Annotated in this window: 20 protein-coding genes; 11 read left to right on the top strand and 9 right to left on the bottom strand. The window is 59.0% G+C overall.

From position 1 onward, the window contains the following. Window positions 1-16: 16 nt before the first annotated feature. The 3 genes from HMPREF0574_RS03985 to HMPREF0574_RS03975 all read right to left on the bottom strand — a co-directional run bounded on the left by HMPREF0574_RS03985 (window position 17) and on the right by HMPREF0574_RS03975 (window position 3,264). On the bottom strand, window positions 17-1,201 hold the full coding sequence (locus HMPREF0574_RS03985; RefSeq protein WP_004007410.1) for a site-specific DNA-methyltransferase: 1,185 nt from the start codon (window positions 1,199-1,201) through the stop codon (window positions 17-19). Window positions 1,202-1,263: 62 nt separating this feature from the next. Next, window positions 1,264-2,583 carry a HAMP domain-containing sensor histidine kinase gene (locus HMPREF0574_RS03980; RefSeq protein ID WP_004007409.1) on the bottom strand — a complete coding sequence of 440 codons (1,320 nt, stop codon included), beginning with the start codon at window positions 2,581-2,583 and terminating at the stop codon, window positions 1,264-1,266. A 3-nt stretch (window positions 2,584-2,586) separates the two neighbouring features. Further along, window positions 2,587-3,264: a response regulator transcription factor gene (locus HMPREF0574_RS03975; protein WP_004007408.1), complete on the bottom strand. Its 678-nt coding sequence runs from the start codon at window positions 3,262-3,264 to the stop codon at window positions 2,587-2,589. A gap of 323 nt (window positions 3,265-3,587) precedes the next feature. Between HMPREF0574_RS03975 and HMPREF0574_RS03970 the strand changes: the two genes are divergently transcribed. The 4 genes from HMPREF0574_RS03970 (at window position 3,588) to HMPREF0574_RS03955 (ending at window position 6,297) form a co-directional block, all read left to right on the top strand. Beyond that, window positions 3,588-4,262, top strand: coding sequence for a Maf family protein (locus HMPREF0574_RS03970; protein WP_004007407.1), 675 nt, complete (start codon window positions 3,588-3,590; stop codon window positions 4,260-4,262). Between the two features lie 116 nt (window positions 4,263-4,378). After that, on the top strand, window positions 4,379-4,741 hold the full coding sequence (locus tag HMPREF0574_RS03965) for a GntR family transcriptional regulator (protein ID WP_004007406.1): 363 nt from the start codon (window positions 4,379-4,381) through the stop codon (window positions 4,739-4,741). Continuing rightward, window positions 4,734-5,468 carry an ABC transporter ATP-binding protein gene (locus HMPREF0574_RS03960; RefSeq protein ID WP_004007405.1) on the top strand — a complete coding sequence of 245 codons (735 nt, stop codon included), beginning with the start codon at window positions 4,734-4,736 and terminating at the stop codon, window positions 5,466-5,468. Before HMPREF0574_RS03965 ends, HMPREF0574_RS03960 begins: the two co-directional genes overlap by 8 nt. Continuing rightward, window positions 5,458-6,297: a hypothetical protein gene (locus HMPREF0574_RS03955; protein ID WP_004007404.1), complete on the top strand. Its 840-nt coding sequence runs from the start codon at window positions 5,458-5,460 to the stop codon at window positions 6,295-6,297. The genes HMPREF0574_RS03960 and HMPREF0574_RS03955 overlap by 11 nt, the downstream gene beginning before the upstream one ends. A gap of 74 nt (window positions 6,298-6,371) precedes the next feature. Here the strand turns inward: HMPREF0574_RS03955 and HMPREF0574_RS03950 are convergent, their stop codons facing one another. The 4 genes from HMPREF0574_RS03950 to HMPREF0574_RS03935 form a co-directional block, all read right to left on the bottom strand. Beyond that, on the bottom strand, window positions 6,372-7,526 hold the full coding sequence (locus tag HMPREF0574_RS03950; RefSeq protein WP_004007403.1) for a 5-(carboxyamino)imidazole ribonucleotide synthase: 1,155 nt from the start codon (window positions 7,524-7,526) through the stop codon (window positions 6,372-6,374). A gap of 1 nt (window position 7,527) precedes the next feature. Beyond that, window positions 7,528-8,061 carry a 5-(carboxyamino)imidazole ribonucleotide mutase gene (purE, locus tag HMPREF0574_RS03945; protein ID WP_004007402.1) on the bottom strand — a complete coding sequence of 178 codons (534 nt, stop codon included), beginning with the start codon at window positions 8,059-8,061 and terminating at the stop codon, window positions 7,528-7,530. Window positions 8,062-8,469: 408 nt separating this feature from the next. After that, the gene (locus HMPREF0574_RS03940) at window positions 8,470-9,801 is read right to left on the bottom strand and encodes an LCP family protein (protein WP_004007401.1); all 1,332 of its coding nucleotides are present in this window, start codon (window positions 9,799-9,801) and stop codon (window positions 8,470-8,472) included. Then, complete coding sequence (locus HMPREF0574_RS03935) at window positions 9,798-11,255, bottom strand: LCP family protein (RefSeq protein ID WP_004007400.1); 1,458 nt, start codon at window positions 11,253-11,255, stop codon at window positions 9,798-9,800. The genes HMPREF0574_RS03940 and HMPREF0574_RS03935 overlap by 4 nt, the downstream gene beginning before the upstream one ends. A gap of 96 nt (window positions 11,256-11,351) precedes the next feature. Between HMPREF0574_RS03935 and HMPREF0574_RS03930 the strand changes: the two genes are divergently transcribed. After that, window positions 11,352-12,278, top strand: coding sequence for a glycosyltransferase family 2 protein (locus HMPREF0574_RS03930; protein WP_004007399.1), 927 nt, complete (start codon window positions 11,352-11,354; stop codon window positions 12,276-12,278). Here HMPREF0574_RS03930 and HMPREF0574_RS03925 read toward each other — a convergent pair. Both HMPREF0574_RS03925 and HMPREF0574_RS03920 read right to left on the bottom strand, forming a co-directional pair. Then, on the bottom strand, window positions 12,232-12,684 hold the full coding sequence (locus HMPREF0574_RS03925; RefSeq protein ID WP_004007398.1) for a DUF2304 domain-containing protein: 453 nt from the start codon (window positions 12,682-12,684) through the stop codon (window positions 12,232-12,234). The two genes, HMPREF0574_RS03930 and HMPREF0574_RS03925, sit on opposite strands and share 47 nt — an antisense overlap. A gap of 1 nt (window position 12,685) precedes the next feature. Next, window positions 12,686-13,420, bottom strand: a complete 735-nt coding sequence (locus HMPREF0574_RS03920; protein ID WP_004007397.1) for a glycosyltransferase family 2 protein — start codon at window positions 13,418-13,420, stop codon at window positions 12,686-12,688. 220 nt (window positions 13,421-13,640) lie between these two features. Here HMPREF0574_RS03920 and HMPREF0574_RS03915 point away from each other — a divergent pair, with 220 nt between their 5' ends. From HMPREF0574_RS03915 to wecB, 6 genes are all read left to right on the top strand, one after another. Then, window positions 13,641-15,959 carry a cell wall-binding repeat-containing protein gene (locus tag HMPREF0574_RS03915; protein WP_004007395.1) on the top strand — a complete coding sequence of 773 codons (2,319 nt, stop codon included), beginning with the start codon at window positions 13,641-13,643 and terminating at the stop codon, window positions 15,957-15,959. 144 nt (window positions 15,960-16,103) lie between these two features. Beyond that, entirely contained in the window at window positions 16,104-16,736 is a 633-nt protein-coding gene (locus tag HMPREF0574_RS03910; RefSeq protein ID WP_004007394.1) for an acyltransferase, read from the top strand. Between the two features lie 32 nt (window positions 16,737-16,768). Then, window positions 16,769-17,869 carry a DegT/DnrJ/EryC1/StrS family aminotransferase gene (locus tag HMPREF0574_RS03905; RefSeq protein WP_004007393.1) on the top strand — a complete coding sequence of 367 codons (1,101 nt, stop codon included), beginning with the start codon at window positions 16,769-16,771 and terminating at the stop codon, window positions 17,867-17,869. A gap of 266 nt (window positions 17,870-18,135) precedes the next feature. Beyond that, the gene (locus HMPREF0574_RS03900) at window positions 18,136-19,122 is read left to right on the top strand and encodes a Gfo/Idh/MocA family protein (RefSeq protein WP_004007392.1); all 987 of its coding nucleotides are present in this window, start codon (window positions 18,136-18,138) and stop codon (window positions 19,120-19,122) included. A 179-nt stretch (window positions 19,123-19,301) separates the two neighbouring features. After that, on the top strand, window positions 19,302-20,504 hold the full coding sequence (locus HMPREF0574_RS03895) for a glycosyltransferase (RefSeq protein WP_236585820.1): 1,203 nt from the start codon (window positions 19,302-19,304) through the stop codon (window positions 20,502-20,504). A 76-nt stretch (window positions 20,505-20,580) separates the two neighbouring features. Then, entirely contained in the window at window positions 20,581-21,657 is a 1,077-nt protein-coding gene (gene wecB / locus HMPREF0574_RS03890) for a non-hydrolyzing UDP-N-acetylglucosamine 2-epimerase (protein WP_004007390.1), read from the top strand. Window positions 21,658-21,762: the final 105 nt, after the last annotated feature.

Here is a 21,762-nt window from a genome sequence, read left to right as displayed (position 1 = left end):
GGATGGTCGGGGATGGTTACAGTGTCGTTTCTCGGAAAGGGACGTGGGCGGCTCGCAGCCGCGCGGCTGTCAGGTCAGCAATAGTGTCGAGTCCATGCTCGCTAACGGGGGTGGATTTAGCCGAGCTGAACGGCTCTTCCAGTTGAATCAACACAAACCGTCGCCCCGCGGTGTGTGCCGCCTGCCCGGTAGTGCCCGAGCCGGCGAAGAAATCCAGGACCGTATCGCCGGGGCTGGTGGCGGCCTCGATGAGGACTTGTAGCAGCTTCGTGGGCTTTGGAGTTTCAAACAATCCGCCCAGACCCAGACGCTGTAGTTCCCGCTGTCCCGAAATTGTTGAGGGTCCGATAACCAGGTCTTTCAGGGCAGTTTCGTGAAAGTTACGGATTTTGGTATAAATCTTTAGATGGCGATGTGCTCCCCGTCCGCGCACCTGAAATTCCAGGTCTGCGTAATCTCGTTCCACTTTCGCCCGCGACCAACGCCACGCGTGGTACTTGAGTCCCGGTTTCGCATTTGGATGAGGGTGAGCGCAAATCCAGCCGGCAGCAGCCAGTTCGGGGTCCGCCGCCCCGACCTCACTGGTGCGTACCGCCCCGGTCTGGGGATGATAGAGGATGTCAAACACCATCGAAGGGGCAGTGACCTCGTTGAACTTTGAGTTCGTGTTATACAGCTCGTTCTTGGTGACATACTCCCCGCGCGCATCATGCTTTACCTGGCGCTGGGGCAGGTGGTACACGGCAGGCATGAGTTTTTGCAAAAGCTCGGTGCGACCGCGGAGCTTGCCGACCTGCGTCGCGTCACGGGCATAGGTCAAGATGTACTCGTGCGTTCCGGCAGGTCCTGCCCCCAGCTGGCGACCTTTCAAGTTAGAAACCCATACAAAGTTACCAATGAGGTTTTCGGTGCCAAAAGTGCGATCCATCTCCAGTTTCAGCTCACACAGTTGGTTAAAGTCAATCGAGATAAAGATGAGACCATCTGGGGTGAGGATTTCGCGGGCTGTCGCCAGCAGCGGGTGCATCATCGCAAGCCACTCGTCCTTGGCGCGCCGATCGTGGTAGGCGAAAGTGTTTCCGGTGTTATAGGGCGGGTCGATGTAAATCATTTGCACACGTTGCCCAGCCTGGTGCAGCGCCCGCAAACCGGCCGCGGCATCGGCACGCAACAGCCAGTTACCTTCCCGAAAATCATCCACAAAAAAATCCTATCCAGGGAAACGCCCTTTACCGGGGAAAATCGCCGCAGAAACCGGGAAAGTCAGAATCGGCGCTTGGGATGGGAGACGGAAATAATGGCACCCTGGGGCAACACCTTGTTCGGATCCAGAGATGCCGGTACGGTGGCGACAAAAGCCTGGAACGTCGGGGGTCGGCGCACAATGAGTTCGAGTTTCCCGCCGTCCGCCTCAATGAGCTGCTTCGCCAGCGCCAAGCCAATCCCGGTCGAACCGTGTCCCGAAACGCCCTTCTTAAAAATATCCGGGGCGATTTCGTCATCCACCCCCGGACCCTCGTCGCTGACCTCGAAATACATGCCCTTCTTGTTGCCACTCATCTTCGCGCGCACGGTAGTCGTGCCTGCCCCGTATTTCAACGAATTCTCCAGCAGGGTGGCGATGACCTGACCGAGTGAACCGGGGGTAGCCAGGGCGGGACGGTCCGTTTCATTACGGAACACCAGCGGGCGATCCGCCGCTCGGAACTGGTTTTCCCACTCGTTTTGCTGGTGTACCAGGAATTCGTCCACGTTAATCGCCTGGGTGGTGCCCCCGCCTGCGTTCTGAGAGTTACGTTTCAGGTCTTCAATCACGCCGGTCAGGCGTTCCAGCTGGTCCAGGCACTGTTCGGCTTCTTGCTGTACCTCCGGTTCGCTGCTGATCATCTGGATTTCTTCCAGTCGCATAGACAGGGCAGTCAGCGGAGTGCGCAGCTGGTGGGAGACATCCGAAGCGAACTGGCGTTCCGCGGCGATACGTCCTGCCAGATTTTCACTGGCACGAACCAGTTCGTCTTGCACCAGGTCGATTTCTTCAATCCCGGAAGGGGTCACCCGCGGGCGTACCCCGCCAGAACCGAGCTGTTCGGCTTGGGCAGACAGATAAATCAGCGGTGCTGAAATCCGACGGGACGACCGCATCGCGATAAACGCGCCGACAAAGACTGATGCTGCCACCCCGGAAAGAGTCACCAAAACGAACACCACGGAACGTGAACGGGCGTTGTCTGACGAAGAAATTACCGTCAAGGTGGCACCCGTGGCAGTCTCGACTCGGGAGACCAGCGGAAACACCGGGCGAGTCCCGAAGCTTAGGTCGCGCCCGTCGTGAGTGGTGACTTCCACCCTGGTGTCGGCAGCGCGTCCCGGCCACAGCCAGCTCGCTATGGTGACGTCAGTCACGTAGTGCCCGGTCAGGGAAGTGCGATCCAGAGCCAGAGCATACTGTTTAGCTGCTGCGTCAACATCCGCGCGTGCCGAGTCCCACAGCTGATTAACGGCGAAAGCTGCCAAAGGTACACCCAGCAGCAGCACAGCAATTGTTACCGCGCTGAGGATAGAAACCAGGATTTGCTTGCGCAAGGGCTAGGCAGTTTCAAAGCGGAAGCCCATGCCGCGCACCGTGGTGATGTAATGCGGATTGTTCGCGTCATCACCGAGTTTGCGGCGCAGCCACGAGACGTGCATGTCCAGGGTCTTGGTGGAACCCGACGGGTCCCCGCCCCACACTTCCCGCATGATGGCTTCCCGCTCCACGACCGCGCCAGCCTCGCGCACCAGCACTCGCAACAGTTCAAATTCTTTCGCGGTCAGCTGTAATTCCCGTGTCCCCTGGAAAGCACGATGAGCGGAAACCTCAATGCGCACGTCCTGTGCGGAAAGGTCACTTTCCTCAGTGATTTCCCCGCCAGAACGCCGCAGCAGCGCCCGCACGCGAGCCAGCAGCTCGCCCAGACGGAACGGCTTGGTCACATAATCGTCCGCACCAGCATCCAAGCCCACCACCATGTCGACTTCGCCGGTACGCGCGGTCAGAATCAGAATCGGAATGGTGATACCTTGGGCGCGAATCGTGCGTGCCACATCCAGACCGTCCATGTCAGGCAGCCCCAAGTCCAAAATCACCATGTCGGAGTCATTGACTTGTTTCAGGGCAGAACCGCCTGTAACGTGCGCTCCGACCTCGTAGCCTTCCCGCTGTAGAGCGCGAGTCAGCGGTTCCGCGATGGCGGGATCGTCTTCGACTAAAAGGACTCTGGTCATTCCTGTTCCTCTGCTTTCGTGTTTATTCCTCCCGGTTCTGTTCTCTCTTCTTTGACCGACACTCTGGAATAATGCGGGTGTTCATAAACTGGGAGATTATGGAAACTCTAAGTCATCATCGCATAAAACTTTACCCTTTTTTGACCCGTTGCGCTATTCAACGGAACGCTTAATTTTAACAGTAGTTTTCCGCATTTTCGGTGCGTCCAACGGTGCGATGTCCGCCGGTAGTGGATGCTGGGTGCATCAGGGCTGAACTGCGGGAACGGCTGTGGTGCTGGCTGGGTTGCGGCGATCTAAACCCGCGCGATTAAGCTAGAGGCATGGAAAGATCTGATTCTGTAAGGGGTACTGCTGCGGTGAGCTTGGTGTTGGCTTCCGCTTCGCCGGCGCGACGCAAAGTGTTGCAGGGGGCGGGGTTGTGCCCGGTGGTGCAGGTTTCTCGCGTGGACGAGGACGCTTTGCTGACCAAGCTGCGCGCCCGGGGGGCTGATCCCGCGGCGCAGGTTTTGGCTTTGGCGCAGGCAAAAGCGCGGGCAGTAGCGGGGGAACTCGAGACGTCGCGGTGTCCGGGGGAGGATACCTTATTGGTGGGCTGTGACTCCATGCTGGAGTTTCATGGCGAAGTGTTGGGTAAACCCCACGATCCGGAGGTTGCCCTCGCGCGGGTGCGTGCCCTGTCGGGAGATTCGGGGGTGTTGCACACCGGGCATTGGGTGATGCGTTTGCGCAGCGAGGCAGCCGAACCGGTTGCAGAAGTGGGGCGCACCGAGTCTACCGTGGTGCATTTTGCGCAGTTCAGCGAGGCAGAGGTCCGCGCCTACGTGGCTAGCGGGGAACCGCTGGAAGTCGCTGGCTCGTTTACCATTGACGGTTTGGGCGGGGCATTCATTAGTGGCATCGAGGGTGATCCGCACAATGTCATCGGGATTTCTCTGCCCTTGTTGCGAAAACTGGCTGGCGAACTGGGGATATTCTGGCCCTCTCTATGGGGCTAAGCTGAATCCCCCTCTATTTACCCCGGAAAAAGTTTCCCCTTGACAGCTGTGTGATGGTGTATTAGTGTTGTAGTACACAAACATGGTACCGCGTTTGTTTAGGTAAGGAGAAGCTGATGGATTTTGATACTGGAACGCCCATTTGGCGTCAGTTACTTGATGACTTCTCACGGCGCATCACCAGCGGAGCGTGGGAGCGGGGTTCTCAGATTCCTTCTGTGCGCGATTTATCCGCCGAGTACGGGGTCAATCCCAACACTATGCAAAAGGCGTTAACCGAGCTGGAGCGCACCGGCTTGGTTGCTTCGCGCCGGGGCTTGGGGCGTTTCGTCACCGAGGATATCCGGGCTGTCCGGGAACTTGGCAGGAATCTGGCGAAAACCTCCGTGCGCAACTTCATAACAGACATGAAAACTTTGGGACTAAGCCTGGGCGAAGCCCAAGATCTGTTGAATAGTCAATGGAAAGGACGTGATTGAGATGCAACCCTTGGTGGAAGTGTCCAACCTCACCAAACGTTATTGGGGTATCAAAGTAAACGGGGTGACAAAGCCGGCACTGGACCAGCTCACCCTTAACTTGAATGCCGGAAAAATCATCGGTTTGCTGGGTGAAAATGGCTCCGGCAAGACCACCCTGCTAAAAATCTTGGCAGGCGTACTGGAACCCACCAGCGGGCAAGTCCGCATTGGTGGTCACGAGATTGGGGCGAAAACCAAAGCCATGACCTCTTTCCTGCCTGATGCCGCCTGGCTGCCCGAATCAATCAGCGTAGCAGCGGCTATCAACCGGCACGCGGATTATTTCGCGGACTTTGATGCGAGAAAAGCCATGGAACTGGTGGAATTTCTGGGGCTACAACGCCGCCAAACCACCAACCATATGAGCAAAGGGATGCGTGAAAAACTGCAGCTAGCGCTGATAATGTCACGCTCCGCCCGACTTTACCTGCTGGATGAGCCGATTTCGGGAGTGGACCCGGCGGCGCGCCAAGCCCTGCTGGACACCATTGTGAAAGGGTGGAACCCCGAAGCGACTCTGTTTATTTCCACCCACCTGGTTACCGACATTGAGCCGGTGCTGGACGAAGCCGTATTCCTGCACGCGGGCAAACTGTTCAAACAGGGCGAAGCCGATGAGCTGCGGGAAGCCTACGGTATGTCCCTGGATCAAATCTTTAGGAAGGAATACTCCCATGTTTGCTAAGTTATTCAAGTATGAAGCCAGGGAAATGGGCTGGCAACTGTTGCTTTATCTGGTTCTTGGCTTGGCGGTGGTGTTTGCCTCGGGGCTGTTGAGCCTCACTAACCTAAGTTTCCTGTCGGTAACGGGGACCACCCTCGGTACCGTGGTGTCAATCATCATTCCTTTCCTCGTGTTTATCACGGGTTCCAAGTATTACTACCAGACCACCTACGGGCAACGCGGCTACTTTACAAACACCTTGCCCGTCTCGGGGGGAATCGTGCTGGGGACGAAGTCCCTGTGGCTGTTTATCGCGGTTCTGCTCAGCATTTGTTGGAGCTGCCTGGCGCTGACTTGGGTTATCTTTACCCAGATGGCGGGGGCGGCAGGCGCCAAGCTAAGCTTTGGCGACAAATTCGTGGCGCCCTGGGAAGCCATCGGGAAACTCCTGCAAGGCGCTCCCGTAGTTCTCATCGTCTTCATAATCGTGACCTTGCTGCTGACAGCTGCACAGTTTGTGCTGTGGGTGGTGTGCTTTTCCGCCCTAGCCAATCGTTTCGGATTCGCTTACCTGTCCACCAACAAAGCGGTGACCATCAGCGCCATTCTCATCTATGTGGTTTATGAAGCGGTGTTGGCTCTGTTTACTTTCCTGGTGCCGGTGACGTTGCACATTACGAGTTTGGCAGGTGACGCCCAGGCAAAGCTGCTTTTCGGCTCTATTCTCTCGCGGACTAACGAGGGGACTGGCATATTCCTTCCGCTGGGAACGCTGAGCATGATCCCCCTGCTGATTATCGGCTACTGGTTTGCCCACAACTCGCTGTCTCGACACCTGTCGTTGCGCTAGTCGGGTGTTTCATAGTGGCGGCTCGGTATTCCGGACCGCCACAACTTTTTAGGGTCACCAGGTCGGGGTGCTGGTTACTTGCCCATCAGCAGGTTAGCGGCCGCACGGGCGGAGGAAAGCTCCAGGTCCGGGTCGGTGCCACAGACGTTGACGTGACCAAGTTTGCGCTTCGGGCGGTTACTCTTGCGATACAGGTGAATCTTGGCTTCGGGATAATTCTCCATCACTTTCGTTACGGCTTGGGCAGGGTCCTCCAGTTTGCTGCCCAAGACATTAGCCATCGCGGTGTAGGGGGCAGTGCGGGAAGTATCGCCCAACGGCAGGTCTAAGACCGCCCGCAAATGCTGTTCGAACTGGGAAGTTACGCACCCGTCTTGGGTCCAGTGCCCCGAGTTATGCGGACGCATCGCCAGCTCATTGATGTACAGGCGGTATTTGCCATTGGGAGTTTTCACCAGGAACATTTCAACCGCATAGACTCCGGTAATATCGAGCTCCACGCCAATCTGGCGCGCCAATTCCTCGGCTTGGTCAATGATGTCCACCGGAATCTGAGCCGGTTCCAAAACAGCCGCACATTGTCCCTGTTCCTGCCAAGTTTGCATCGGGATATAGGTGCGCAGTTCCCCCGAAGCGCGACGTGCTGCCATCACCGCCAGCTCGCTGCTGAAAGGAACCCGCTGCTCGACCAGACATTCGATGCCCTCATCCAAGCCCTCTCGCCAGGTCTTAAACTCGTCCAAACTGGATACCAGGCGCACCCCACGTCCGTCATAACCGCCGTGGCTAATTTTTGCCACCAGCGGCCAACCGCAGCGTCGACCCACATCCTTGACCGCATCCAAGTCTGCCCCATTGGCCCAAGCGGGCATGGGTAGTCCCAGCTCTCCCAAACGCTGACGCATCGCCAGCTTGTCTTTCGCATAGAGCAGTGCGGATTGAGCCGGTCGAGCCGGGACACCAGTCGCGGCGGCGACATCGAAAACCGTGTCCGGAATCAACTCGTGCTCGAAAGTCACCACGTCAGCCCCGTCCAGCAGTTCGCGCAACGCTGCGGGGTCATCAGCAGAACCCACCACCGTCTCCGGGCACACGAAAGCAGCCGGATCCGAGGGGGAGTCAGCTAAAACTCGCAGGCAAAATCCCAGCTCACCGGCTTCGGTAGCCAGCATTCGAGCCAGCTGACCAGCGCCGATACACGCCACCACGGGCGGATGATAGGTGGTCAACTCAGTTCTCCTCCGTGTCCATCACGTTCTTTAAGGCTTCGCCCTTGTCGATAGCTATCTGACGCAGCAGGGCTTGATACTGCAACATGCGTTCGCGCATCTGTTCCGCCTGTGGTCCTTCCCCGGCGCCCAAGATGCGGGCAGCCAGCAGAGCGGCGTTCTTCGCGTTGCCGATAGAAACGGTAGCGACCGGCACGCCGGAGGGCATTTGCACGATAGACAGCAGGGAATCCATGCCCTCCAAGTGTTTCAGCGGTACCGGCACCCCAATGACCGGTAGCACGGTAGCTGCCGCCAGCATCCCCGGCAGGTGCGCTGCCCCGCCCGCACCGGCAATAATCACTCGCAAACCGCGCTTTTCCGCCGAAGTCCCATACTCCAGCATGTCGATAGGCATCCGGTGAGCTGACACCACCCGAGCCTCGAAAGGAATTCCAAAGTCGCGCAGCACCTCCGCGGCAGCCGACATCGTCGCCCAATCGGAATCCGAACCCATCACCAAGCCCACCAGGGGCGTTTCTGCAGCATCGCTCATAATGTCATTCTACCCCGCCGGTTTGCCGCCCGGTGCGGAGATTGCGCCATTCGTCCCCGCGCTCTGTTGGTTACCGCGCGAGCCATAATCTGGTTGGGCATCACAAGGGTTGTGGTTTGGGGGCGAGGTGTCGCTCGCGCCGTAATCTGGCTGGGCGTCGCGAGGATTGCGGTTTGGGCAGGGGTTTATCCGAGTGTTGTTAGCTGGGATTCGGGTGTGGATAGAGGGTTGTGATTTTGGGCGGGGAGAGCGAAGGCGGAGGTACTCGCAGGCGACACTAGGGGGTGAGGAAAATGCTATGCTCCGCAAGCATTTTCCGAGGGGGGTCTGTGACCCCCCAAGTCGCGCGAGACCTCCGCGAGCGATGCCCCGCCCGGTCGGCTGTCTAAATGAGCAATAACAGCAGATTTAGAACTGCGGGGTCAGGTCGGCAGGGGTGAGGGTCCCGTTACGCAGCCCTTCCCAGAAGGCGGGGGTGCGGTTCTCGTCCAGCTTCACCGTCGACCCCACACCACCACCGGGGTTGTAACCGAGAGACGCAATGGGTGGCACTCCCTGCAGACCGGCGTCTCCAGCCTTCCGCAGCGCTAGTGCGAGCCGAGCAATGTCAATCGTCTGAGTGGAGCGGTCAACTGTCAGCGCTGCCGCGCCCGCATCTGCCAGTGCCACTTGCCGGGCCGGATTAATCAGCACTTCCGGGCTCAGCGCTTTCTTTAGGGTAGAGCTGATGACCAGGCGTTGACGTTGGGTGCGCCCGATGTCACCCAGTGGGTCGGCGTAGCGCATCCGCGCAAATAGCAGGGCGGTCGTCCCGTCTACGTCGTGACATCCGGCTTGCCAACTGAGCCCGGAGACCCGGTCGGAAAATGTCTGGTCCCAGCACAGGTTAATCCCGCCGACCCCGTCGACGACCTGGGAGACCCCGTTGAAACCGATTTGCACATAATGGTCAACGGTCAGTCCGGTCAAGCCTTCGACGGTGGAAACCAGCAGCGCCGGACCTCCCTCGGAAAATGCGGCATTGAGCTTGTTATGACCGTGACCCGGAATCTCGACATAGGAGTCGCGGGGCAGGGAAACAATCATGGCGGTGCCGTTGGCGGCTTGGTGTACCAAAATGATGGTGTCGGAACGCTGACCTTGCACTCCGAGGCTGGCTTCGGCAGTGCCCTCGCGAGAATCCGAACCGGCGATGAGCCAAGTCGTGCCGGGCGTGTCGGCGGTCCCACTCAGGGCGTCGGTGCGACCGATATTCGTATTGACTCGATTGTTCAGGAACAATCCCCAAAATACAATCGCCAAAACCAGCGCTAAAAGCAGGGTCAAAAGGGTGAGGAAGATACGTTTGGACCAGCTACGAGTGTGGATAGCGCCGGAATGGGGAGGCTCGGCGGACAGATAGGACTCCGAACCGGGCACTGTGGGGGCGGGCTGGGGCTGGAAAGACTCCGCGGGGCGTACGCCGGGGGTGCCGGGGTAGTGGTTCGCTGCGGAACCGGGGGCATAAGAGGCTGGTAGCGCCAAATCCGTATAGCTCAGCCCCTGGTGTTGCGTCGCAGGTGTGGCGGAACTGCCTACCACCACGGCAGTGCGCAAATCGGGGCGGTTGGTCCCGTTGGGGTTGCTGGGAAAAGCCGGGTAAGTCGGCTGATTCGCTGCCTGGTGCCGAATTTGGGGAGAGTTGTCGGGGTGAGGGTGAGACTGGGAACTGCCTGGCGGAAAAGACGGTGGCAAGGTCATTGCGCGGATTCCTGCCCCATGCTGCTGTCTCCGGATGCCTCCCCGGCAGGTGCATTGTGCGCGGAGTTTCCTCCGACCTCGCCGGTACTCACCGAGTTTGAATTGGGGGCAGTATCGGCGCCGCGCGCCGGAGTTTCAACGTTGCTGGCAGAGTTGCTGCTCGCGGAGCCTCCCACGGGTTGCCCGGCGTGTGCAAAGTTCGTCCCGTTTGCCCTGCTCGTCGCGGTCGTCCCCCGCGAAGGTGCCCCTCCCGCGCGACCGGTGCTACTCCCTTGTGCCGGAACGGAACCCCCGGAACTGGCGGAATCCGGCGAAGGCGAGGATGTCGCGGTCTGTTCGCTGGGCTGGTGAAGGTTCCCGTTCATGTCCTGGTAGGGGAACTCGGGGGGAACCGGCTGGTCTAAACGCAACGCATCGAACATATTCGGGGCATTGTATGCCACGGCGACGCGTGCCCGATCCGGAGCGTATTCCCCAAACGGCAGAGTATAAAAGCGGATGTTATCAGGTTTGATTTTAGCCAAGGAAAATGCCAATCCGCCCAGGTTTTTAGCATTGCCGAAGTTCTCAGAGGTGGTGAGGGATTTCATTCCTGCCTTGAGGAACGCATAGAGCGAAGGCAAATCGGTCAGCATATTGCGGCTCTTGGCTTCCTTCATCATGGCTCCGACCAGCTTTTGCTGACGACCAATCCGGGAAATGTCCGAGCCGTCTCCCACCCCGTAGCGGGCTCGAGCAAAACCGAGTGCCTGTTGGGGATCCAAAGTGTGGCAACCGGCGGGCAAGTCGATGGCGCCTTTGCTGTCTTTCATCTTTTCATCCAGGCAAATCGGCACCCCGCCCAAGGCGGCAACCATATTTTCAAAGCCATCAAAGTCAACGACCACAAATTCATCTAGGAAAATCCCGGTCAGCTGTTCGACTGTTTTCATGGTGCAGGCAGTAGCGGCAGCTACGTCTTCTTCCTGTCCCAGCAGCGCAAAAATGGAGTTGAACTGGACATAACCTGGGCTGGCGGGTTCAGTCTTTCCGTCAGCGCGCAGACAAGCCGGTCGCTTTACCATCAGGTCACGCGGAATCGACATGACCTCTACCCGGGTGCGATCCGCGCTAATATGTGCCACCATAGTGGTATCGGAACGCATTCCGGTAACCAGCCTGCCGTTTTCGTCGTAATCTTTCTGGGCTCGATGATCAGACCCGATTACCATCACGTTCAAGTCACGGTTGGCGAAATTGTCCCGTGGATTTTTCTTTTCGTGACGATTCTGGTCCAGAAATTTATTTACGTTGGCTTTTTTGGTCCAAGAAGAAATATCTGCGTTGACCATGCCCGCGAAACTCAGGCTAAAAACTGCCAAGAACATGAACACCAGGCTGAAAATGCGCAGTCCCCGCCGCGGGCGGGTCAGAGCGGCAGCGTGCGTGGCAATAGGGTGGTGCTTTGATGACACCAAGCCATTGTAGACTTAAGTGTCGGGTATTTCCTGGTACGGCTGTGCCAGACCCGATGATTTTTCTAGATTTTGTGCGCCCGGGAAGGAAAGTACGTGTCGAGTGTGTCCGCCACCCCCCCCAACCCGACTCCGGCATTTGGCGACAGTGACTCGGCTATTCGCTTGGTCACGGTCGCTTATCACTGCGGGGAGGGAATTCGCGGGCTGCTGCAGAGCTTAGCGACAGCATCTTCCCGGTCGATTCACGCCGTCGTGGTGGATAACTCAGAGGCTCCCGACCCCGCGGTGGTGGCAGCTTGCCAAGAATTCGGGGCGGAATACCGTTCCTTGCCTAACAATCCGGGATTCGGGGCAGGCAGCAATTTTGGTTCTGACTTCGGAGGAACGGAGCCGTGGCTGGTGTTCGCCAACCCAGATTTGCGCCTGACCCCCGGCGCTGTGGATGCCCTGATTGCCGCTGCTGCAGCCCATCCCGAGGCTGCCCTAATCGGTCCGGCGCTGGTGGACGAAACCGGCACGCGCTATCCGACCGGTCGGTCTTTTCCCTATATTTCTATAGGGATTGGCCACGCGCTGCTGGGACGAGTGTGGCCGGGAAACCCGTGGACTCGCCGGTATTGGGGATCATCTTGGCGCGGGACGGACTCGGTCGCGGTTGATTGGCTGAGTGGGGCGTGTATCCTGCTGCGCCGCGCGGATTGGGAACAACTGGGTGGCTTTGACCCGGCATACTTTATGTACTTTGAGGACATGGACTTGGCTTGGCGGGCGCGGCGTTTCCTGGGACGCGGGGCGCTGTTTGTGGGCAACGCCGTAGCAATACACGAGCAGGGCGCCACGACAGGGGACAAGACGCTGGGGGCAGGAGCGAAACGCAACCTGCGTGCCTTGCGGGCTCATCACGATTCGGCGCGGATTTTCTTAAATCGGCTCTATGCGGGTCGTCCCTCTGTGTTGCCGTTGCTGAGATTGATTAGCTGGGGTCTGCGGCTGCGGTATTGGGTTTTGGCTCGTCATTAGAGTCGTTGTGACGGGCCTCGGACAGGGCCAACGCCCGAGTCAGTTCAGTCAGGCGCGCCTGCACCGCGATGTTGTAACGCCACTGCACCAGCCAGGTTGCCAACACCACTATGACCAGCAGATACAGCAGTAAATCGGTACCTCTGCCGACACCGAGGAACGTAGCGACTGCGGAAATCACTGGCGGATAGATGATTGCCACGGCTGCCAAAATCGCGAACAGCAGTGCCAAGATACGTCGCATTGCCAGGTCGCGGGCGCCTTGCAGCCGAGACACGTAAACCAGCCCCACCCCAACCACTAGGAGCAGGACGACCTTGATACCCCACTGACCGGCGGCGACTCCAGCCAGCAATGTCGGAACCGAGACGGGAACCAGCCCGGCCACACTTGTGAAAACGTCCACGTTAACGCACCCCCATCAGCAAATCCATGACGATGTTTATTGAGTTCCACAGGGACTGCCCCTTGGCTTTGGAATAGTCGGTGTAGCGGATGTGGACTGGCATTTCCGCCCACGGCAGCCCGCTTTTACCCAGTTGTGCCACGATTTCAGAAGCGTGGGCCATGCGGTTTTGTTTCAGGTTTAGGGTGCTGGCAGCCCGGCGCGAGAGCAGCCGCAACCCGTTGTGTGCGTCGGTCAGGTTCATGTGGGTCGTGCGAGCGGTAGCCCAGGCAGCGGTTTTTAAGACGATGCGTTTGATTCGTCCCATTTCTTGCACGTCAGAGAGGAAACGGGAGCCAAAAATGATGTCTAAGTCCTCCGCTTTGGCGCGCTGCCACATTTCGGTGACGTCAGAAGTGAGGTGCTGACCGTCGGCGTCGAAGGTGGCGACATAGGGGAGGTCAGTGGCTTGCAAATAGTAAGTGATTCCGGTCTGTAGGGCGGCCCCTTGACCGAGGTTGATAGCGTGAGTCAGGACCGTGGCGCCAGCGGCGCGAGCCAGGGCAGCGGAATTGTCGGTGGAACCGTCATCGACACAAATGAGGTGCGGGAAAGTCTGTCGGGCTTCCTGCAAGACCTCGGTGATGACGGGACCCTCGTTATAGATGGGTATCACTAAAGCGACCTCTTGAGCCGCAGGCTGGTTTGGTGATGGCTGCGGCACAGCTTGGCTGTTGTCCTTCCCTGTTTCGTGCACCTTTATATTGTGTCATTTGAGGATGAAATCAGTGAAAGCGTATTTTGGAACCGAGAGAGCTGCGGTGGATAGCTGCAGCTGCGTTACTATTGTTGCTGGTGTGAAAATTAAGCATCAAAGCATATCAAACCGTGAGATAATTTTGGATTTTTTGTAAAAATCTCTGGACAGAGATGATTAAAATAGTCATGCTAAATTGCAGCACCGATGGGAGGAACTTATGCGCAAACGCGGCATCATGTGGTCTTTAGTAGTATTGAGTCTGTTGGCGAGTCCGGCAGCGGTGGCAGTGGCAGCGGAACGGGACAGCGGTATCACCGATAAAGTCAGCTCTAATTTTGCGAGCCACGCAACTCTGGACACTCTGGGTGACTCGGAGCTAAACCAGAAAACGGCAGCTTTCCAAGCCTCCCAGCGAGGCGAGGTACCTTTGTTTGACAGTCGGGGTATGCTCCGGTCCTCGCACCACGAGGTTGCTGCCAACACTGGCCCGACAGACAAACTCGTCTCCACTGTGAAAGTGCAGGCACCCGTGGCGCTGATAGCAGCCCGGTGGTCACCTCGCGGTCCGCAGCCCCTGGTGGTAATGGGGCGTTATCTGCAAGCCGGAACCTGGAGCGAGTGGCAAACCATCGGCGACGAATTCGATTCCACGAAAGACGACAAGCTGAACGTGACGGAACCCTGGATTTTGACCAACGTCGCGAAAGCGCAAATCGCGGTGGTAGTCCCGCGGGGGGCGAAACTGCAGCCCACCGTAGAAGTGATTGATTCCCAAACCAGAGCCGAGGACCACGCTTATGCGACCGTGGAAACGGGAGACACGAACGCATTTGTGTCTGCCGGAGTGAAACCTGGCATCGCCACCGGTCCCGATGGGGGCAAGGAAAAGCCCAACAAAACTAATGATGCTGGTAAACAGGTCATTCCTCCCGACCCGGCGCGAAACGCTTGGACCAATGTCCCCGCAACGGGACGTCCCGCCACGGTTTATTCCCGAGCCGACTGGGGAGCGAACGAGTCTTGGATGGGATGGAGACTCCGGGCAGGCGCGGTCCGCGGAGCAGTAGTGCACCATACCGCCACGGGAAATAACTATTCCCCCGGTGACGTTCCGGCTATCCTGCGTTCCATTTATCGTTATCACGCCATCAGTCTGAAGTGGGGTGACATCGGCTACAACGTGCTGGTGGATAACTTTGGTCGCGCTTGGCAAGGGCGTGCGGGTGACTTCTGGTCCTCCAACATCGTCGGCGGGCACGCCTATGGTGTAAACAGCACGACTTTCGGGATTTCCGTGCTGGGCAACTACATGGAATACCGCCCCTCGGACGCGGCTGTAGATACGGTGGCGCGCGTCGTGGCTTACAAGTTGCGTCCCACCGGTTTGAATCCGTTGAATCTGCGAACCAACATCCGTAAAGACGGACACGATTTTCTGGCTCCGGTAGTTTCCGGGCACCGTGACGTCGGGGCTACCGCCTGTCCGGGCAACGCCTTCTACGCATTCTTGCCTACGCTGCGACAAATGGTGGCGTACTACGTTTCTGAGCCAGGAAACCCCATCGTTCCCCCCGGCCTCAGCCAAGCGCAGCGAAATCAAGCCGGCATGGGTATCCCCACGCTTTTGGCAGGACCAGACCGGGTGGGGACTGCCCTGTCCATCGCACGTTATGCCTTCCCGCAGGGGGCGCGCACGGTTTACGTAGCCAACGGGGTGAACACCGCTGACGCGCTGGCAGGAGGGTCACTCACGGATGGTCCGATTGTGCTGGTGCTGAACAAGCGGGATGCCCAAGCCGCGGTCGCGAAATACGTGAAAGAAGCGAAAGCTACCAAGGTGGTCGCTTTGGGAGGTACCGGCGCGGTCAGTGACGCGGTGCTGAATACTGTGGCAGCAGGAGTGGATACTGACCGAATCGGGGGTCGCGACCGGGTGGAGACTTCTGCCCTCATTGCTCGTCACGCTGCGGAAACCCGACCTGCCAGTGCCGTTTTCTTGGCGGAAATGTCACGAGGGGTAGATGCGCTGGCTGCCGGTTCACTGACTGCCGGGCCGGTCATCTTGGTTCCTACCAACGGCAAGTTGCCGGCGGTTGTGACCCAAACGATTGCGGCGATTAAACCGGCGAAAGTAGTGGCTTTGGGTGGTCCGGGCGCAGTGTCCGACGCGGTTTTGTCGCAAGCTGCCGGCGAGCGAGCCAGCGAGCGGGTTTTTGGGGCTGACCGTTACCAGACCGCTCGTGAAATAAGCAAGTATCAGTTCCCCAATGGGTCAGCACATGTCTATCTCGCTTCGGGCACTAACCCTGTCGATGCCGTAGCTGGAGGAGTGCTCAGCGACGGACCGATTCTGCTGTTGCCCAACGCGCTGGGGAATTCTCTGGATGGAGCCACTTCCGCTGAGATTGTGCGTCTCCAGGCGCGGGCTGCCACCGCTTTGGGTGGTCCGGGCGCGGTGTCTGCGGAGCAAATGAAACAAGTTTTCATGACCCTGGACACTATCCCGGCTCCGGCTGCGCCTGCCGGTTCCAAATAAGTTCTGACTGGCGGGGGCTCGGGAATAATCCCGAGCCCCCGTTTCTTTGCGCCCGAACTATCGGCGGAGTCGAGGTCTGTGAAACCGGGGAGGTCTGAGATTTACCGCATTCCGTCGGGTTCCGTAAGACCCGGTTGGGATAAGATGGAAGAGTTTGATTTGCTCGGAAAGGCAGCTATGGGTCGTATCGTTGAAACCGCCCAAATCGCGCCGTCGGCCTCAATCGGTGCCGACTGCTCGATTTGGGATTACGCCCAGGTCCGCGAAGACGCGGTGCTGGGGGAAAACTGCATTGTGGGACGCGGAGCCTACATTGATGCCGGCGTGAAAGTCGGCGCGAACTGCAAAATTCAAAACTATGCCTTGGTCTATGAACCAGCCATGCTGGAAGACGGCGTGTTCGTTGGACCGGCCGCGGTTTTGACCAATGACCAGTGGCCCCGAGCCATCAACCCAGACGGTACTTTGAAATCCGCAACGGATTGGGAAGCCGTGGGGGTGACATTGCGTCACGGCTGCGCCATCGGGGCTCGGGCAGTGTGCATCGCCCCGGTTACCGTGGGGCAGTGGGCGACAGTCGGTTCCGGCGCGGTGGTCAGCCGCGACGTCCCTGATTACGCCCTGGTGGTCGGCGTTCCGGCTCGCCAGATTGGCTGGGTGGGACGCGCTGGGGTGCGCCTGCAACCAGTGGCGGGCAAGACCGGGCGCTGGCAGTGCCCCGTCACCGGACAGACCTATACCGAAACCGACGGAATACTGACTTTGGACCAAGCCTAAGTACGGCTGAGAAACACAAGCAAGGAGACAATATGAGTAAAGAATTCATCCCCGCCGCGAAGCCGATTATCGGCGCGGAAGAACGCGAAGCAGTGGATGCGGTACTGCGCACCGGGATGCTGGCTCAGGGCAGCGTCGTGGCCGAGTTCGAGCATGTTTTCGCCTCCCAGCTGGGAGCGGGGCGCGAAACGGTGGCGGTCAACGCCGGAACCTCCGCCCTGCTGTGTGGGCTGCTGGCGGCGGGAATCGGGGCGGGCGACGAAGTTATCGTGCCGTCCTTTACCTTTGCCGCTACGGCGAATTCGGTGGCGCTGACCGGGGCAAAGCCCGTGTTCGCTGACATTGAAGCGGAACACTTCTGTCTCGACCCCGCAGCGGTTGAAGCGGCAGTTACACCGAACACTAAGGCGATTTTGCCGGTACACCTCTATGGACACCCGGCTAATATGACCGAGCTGGGTCGGATTGCCCGCGAACACGACCTCATGATTTTTGAGGATGCCTGCCAGGCTCACGGAGCCACCTGGAATGGTCAACAGGTGGGGACATTTGGGACCTTCGGGGCGTTTTCGATGTACCCCACCAAGAACATGACCTCCGGTGAAGGTGGCATGATTACTTCTGAATCCTCTGAACATGCCCGTAAATGTCGTCTGTACCGCAATCAGGGCATGGAAAAGCAGTACCAGAACGAAGTTATTGGCTTTAACCTGCGCATGACGAACATTCACGCCGCAATCGGACGTGAGCAGCTGAAAAAGGTCGCGGGTTGGACGGCGAAACGCCAGGAAAATGCCGCTTTCTTAAGTGCGAACCTGCAGGGGGTGACCGTCCCGGCGATTGCTCCAGAAGCGTCTCACGTGTTCCACCAGTACACGATTCGGGTCAAGGCCGATCGCGATGGGTTTGTCCAGGCTTTGCGCGAGGAGTACCAGATTGGTTCCGGTGTGTACTACCCGATTCCCAATCACCGGTTGCCGTCCCTGTGCCACTTTGCGCCGGGCTTGGACCTGCCCCAGACCGAAGCGGCGGCCCGCGAAGTCGTGTCTCTGCCGGTACACCCTTCCCTGGATCAGGAGGATCTGGAGCGCATCGTGACCGCCGTCAACGCCCTGGTGAAAGCCGGTGCCTAGATAACAACAGCGTGGCGCCGGTGCGTTAGCATGGGGGCGCCGCGTGGTGGTGTGGAGGCGTTTAGAAACGGTCCGGGGGACCGTTTTAGCCGGAACTCGAAGCAGATAGGGAAGTTATGAAGGAAATACGTGTTGGTGTAATCGGAATCGGGAGTAGGGGCGTGGTGCCGGTGCGTTAGCATGGGGGCGCCGCGTGGTGGTGTGGAGGCGTTTAGAAACGGTCCGGGGGACCGTTTTAGCCGGAACTCAAAGCAGATAGGAAAGTTATGAAGGAAATACGTGTTGGAGTAATCGGAATCGGGAGTATGGGTCGCCACCATGTCCGCAACGTCCGTGAGACCCCTGGCGAAACCCTGGTTGCCGTGGCGGATCCGGCAGGGGACAAGTTCGGTGTGGCAGGAGAGCTTGAGGTCCTGCCTGACGTGACCGCTTTGATTGGTGCCGGTATCGAGGCAGCGGTCGTCGCGGTGCCCACGGCTTTTCACCTGGAGGTGGCGTTGCAGCTGGCTGCCGCGGGTGTCCCGGCCCTCATCGAAAAGCCCCTGGCTCGTACGGTCGAGGAAGGCGAGCAAATCGTGGGCGCTTTCCAGCAAGCCAATCTGGTGGGTGCTGCCGGTTATGTTGAGCGCTGCAACCCGGCGTTAATCGAACTGCAAAAGCGGGTTGCTGCCGGCGAACTCGGGGAAGTGTTCCAGATTGCCACGCGACGCCAAGGTCCGTTCCCTGCCCGAATTTCAGACGTGGGGGTCATTAAGGACCTGGCTACCCATGACGTGGATTTGACCGCGTGGATTGCCGGTGCTCGCTATCAATCCGTGTCTGCCCGGACAGCTCGTAAATCCGGCCGCGAACATGAAGACCTGCTGGTTGCCACCGGGGTGCTGGAAAACGGGGTGCTGGTGAACCACATCGTTAACTGGTTCAGTCCTTTCAAGGAGCGCCTGACCACCGTGACCGGTGAAAAGGGCGCGCTGGTCGCGGACACGATGAACTCTACTTTGACGTTCTATGAGAATGGCACCAAGGCTGTGGAATGGGACCAGGTGGCGAACGTTCGCGGGGTCAGTGTGGGGGAAGTAACCCAATATGCCTTGGATCAGCGCGAACCGTTGCGGGTCGAGCATGAGAATTTTGTGGCTGCCCTGAACGGGGACTCCAGCCGAATCGTGCCGCTCACGGACGCGCTGCAGACCCTTAGGGTATTGGAGGCGATGGTCCAGTCACGAGACACGGGGCAAACGGTCGACTTGTAGAGCTGCGAGCCGAACGTGTCGCGGCGCTACTGCCCACCGTCAGAAATCTGCAAAATGTTTCGCTGTGCCACGGCTGGCAGAGCGAAACAAGTTCGGTTCACGCCCGACCAGCTCCCTGACAAACCGAAAAATGCAACCAATCCGCCCTTATGAACGCAAAACTGGGAAAGAATAGAGCTATGTGCCTACGTCCTGATGTCACCGTGGTGTCCCGGATTTTTGCTCCGGAGCCGGCCGCGGCGTCGTTCCGGCTCGAAGCCCTGGTGAAAGCCCTGCTAGAACAACGTGCCGCCGTAAGCGTGCTGACCACTATTCCTGCCCCCGGCACTGACCGAGATGCGCGGGCGCAAGTCGAAACGCAAACCGACGTGGGGGACCTGTTGCACGTCCAACGAGTCCAGGCTAAACGCGACGAAACCGGGTATATCCGCGGCTACCTGCCCTATATGAGTTTTGATATTCCCGCGTTTTTCCGGCTCTTTTGCGCCCCTAGCCCCAGGGTTTATGTCAGCGAGCCGCCGCCGACCACGGGGGCGATGCTGCGAGTTTTGGCAGCTTTGAAACGCCGTCCTTACGTCTATTACGCGGCTGATATTTGGTCAGATGCGGCGCAGACGAGCGCTCCGGGCTGGGTGGTGCGGGCGTTGCGGGTGGTGGAACGTTTCGCCCTGCGTGGAGCCGCCACGGTCATCGCCGTGTCTGACCAGGTGGCAGCGCGTTGTCAGGAGCTGGGAGCCCGGCGGGTGGCAGTGGTGGAAAATGGGATTGATACCGAGGTGTTCACCGAGCTAGGTCCTGACCCGCTGCCAGTGGCTGGGTTGAGCGCGGATGAGGTCGCACAGACGGATTGGCTGGTTTATGCCGGCACTGCCTCGGAATGGCAGGGGGCAGAAATTTTTGCCGAGGTGTTTGCAGAAATTGCCCCGAAGTTTCCCCGCGCCCGCCTGCTGTTCCTGGGGCAGGGCAGTTCTTTCGCTACTATGCACGAGATTGCCGCGCGTCTAGAACCGGGTCGGATTCTGTTTGATCAAGTGTCTGCGGAACAGGCCGCGGCGTGGCAGCGTCAGGCGCGAGCTTGCCTGGTCAGTATCAAACCTGGACAGGGCTACGATTTTGCCTACCCGACCAAGGTGCTGGCAGGGCTGGCTTGCGGGACTCCGGTAATTTACGTCGGCGCGGGTCCAGCCGCCGCGGACATCACCGAAAACCAGTTAGGTTTGGCTCTGCCTTATGACCCCGACGTTTTGAAAATGGCATTGACCAGCGTTCTAGAGGGGCGGTTGCGGTCTGGTGAGACGCGAAAATGGGTGCAGGAGCACCGTTCGTTGCGTTTGACCGGTCAGAACGCGGCACGGGTGGTTTTGGCGCGGATACGTCACTAGATTCCGGCGTCAGGTCCGTGGGGTGCCAGCGGGTCATGCCTAGGTACAGATGCTCCGGGATTGGTAAGTTAGAGACGTGAAAATCATGTCGATTGTGGGGGCGCGCCCCCAGTTTGTGAAACTGGCACCGATTGCGAGGGCGTGTGCCCAGACTGCAGTGGAACACCTGATTGTCCATACCGGACAGCACTACGACCCGATGCTGTCCGAAGTGTTTTTTCAAGACCTGGAGATTCCGCGTCCCGACGTACATCTCAACGTGGGCAGTGCCAGTCACGGGGTGCAAACCGGGCGAATGCTGGTCGAGTTGGAACCGGTCATTGCCGATGCCAAGCCGGACTGGGTGCTGGTTTACGGGGACACAAACTCGACACTGGCGGGGGCATTAGCGGCGGTAAAGATTCACCAGCGGGTCGCACACCTGGAGGCCGGGCTGCGTTCCTTTAACCGGGACATGCCCGAAGAAATCAACCGGGTGCTAACCGACCACGCCGCGGATTTACTGCTGGCACCCACCCAGGTCGCGATGCGCCACCTGGCAGAGGAAGGTTTGCAGAATCGCTCGGTCCTGGTGGGAGACGTGATGACTGACGTGTTGTTCACCATCCGCGACCGGGTGCAATCCGGGCAGATTGCGAACCCGATTCCCGCCGAACTCGGCTTGGCGCCCTCTCAATACGCCCTTGCCACCATTCACCGAGCCGAAAATACTGACGATTCGAGCCGTCTCGAGACCGTGGTGGCGGCTCTCGCAGACCTACCGTTCCCCGTCGTGCTGCTAGCCCACCCACGCTTGCGCGCCAAAGCGGAGGCGGCGGGCGTGAACCTGACCCGTGGAGCCATTCACTTGCACGAACCGCTGGCATATCCGCAGCTGGTAGCGGCAGCGTTGCAAGCCCGCCACATTGTCACGGATTCCGGCGGACTGCAAAAGGAAGCGTTCTTGCTGCGGGTTCCTGCCACCACGGTGCGACCTCAAACTGAGTGGGTAGAGACGGTTGAGCTGGGTTGGAATGAACTGGCGGAGCCATCTTCCCTGGTCCAGTCGGCAACCCGACCTCTGCCGGAGCCAACCACCGCCACCCCCTACGGAACCGGTGCCGCAGCGCAAGAGGTCGTGAAGGTCCTGCGGGAGCACGCTGCGCAGAGCTAATTTGCGTCCTTGACCCGGTTTGTCAGCTCGGTTGCCGGTCACGGCGCAGGAACTCTTGCCCGCCGGGGGACTCGTCTAGCGTAAAATCAACCGTGGACGGATGGC

It is taken from the genome of Mobiluncus curtisii subsp. curtisii ATCC 35241, from assembly GCF_000146285.1.
GTDB lineage: Bacteria > Actinomycetota > Actinomycetes > Actinomycetales > Actinomycetaceae > Mobiluncus > Mobiluncus curtisii.
This window is presented reverse-complemented; position numbering and strand designations above follow the sequence as displayed.

Bases quoted from the DNA above. Each gene is read 5' to 3' on its own strand.
- HMPREF0574_RS03975 (WP_004007408.1), bottom strand. From the start codon at position 3,264: ATGACCAGAGTCCTTTTAGTCGAAGACGATCCCGCCATCGCGGAACCG.
- HMPREF0574_RS03970 (WP_004007407.1), top strand. From the start codon at position 3,588: ATGGAAAGATCTGATTCTGTAAGGGGTACTGCTGCGGTGAGCTTGGTG.
- HMPREF0574_RS03965 (WP_004007406.1), top strand. From the start codon at position 4,379: ATGGATTTTGATACTGGAACGCCCATTTGGCGTCAGTTACTTGATGAC.
- HMPREF0574_RS03955 (WP_004007404.1), top strand. From the start codon at position 5,458: ATGTTTGCTAAGTTATTCAAGTATGAAGCCAGGGAAATGGGCTGGCAA.
- purE (WP_004007402.1), bottom strand. From the start codon at position 8,061: ATGAGCGATGCTGCAGAAACGCCCCTGGTGGGCTTGGTGATGGGTTCG.
- HMPREF0574_RS03940 (WP_004007401.1), bottom strand. From the start codon at position 9,801: ATGACCTTGCCACCGTCTTTTCCGCCAGGCAGTTCCCAGTCTCACCCT.
- HMPREF0574_RS03915 (WP_004007395.1), top strand. From the start codon at position 13,641: ATGCGCAAACGCGGCATCATGTGGTCTTTAGTAGTATTGAGTCTGTTG.
- HMPREF0574_RS03910 (WP_004007394.1), top strand. From the start codon at position 16,104: ATGGAAGAGTTTGATTTGCTCGGAAAGGCAGCTATGGGTCGTATCGTT.
- HMPREF0574_RS03905 (WP_004007393.1), top strand. From the start codon at position 16,769: ATGAGTAAAGAATTCATCCCCGCCGCGAAGCCGATTATCGGCGCGGAA.
- HMPREF0574_RS03900 (WP_004007392.1), top strand. From the start codon at position 18,136: ATGAAGGAAATACGTGTTGGAGTAATCGGAATCGGGAGTATGGGTCGC.
- HMPREF0574_RS03895 (WP_236585820.1), top strand. From the start codon at position 19,302: ATGTGCCTACGTCCTGATGTCACCGTGGTGTCCCGGATTTTTGCTCCG.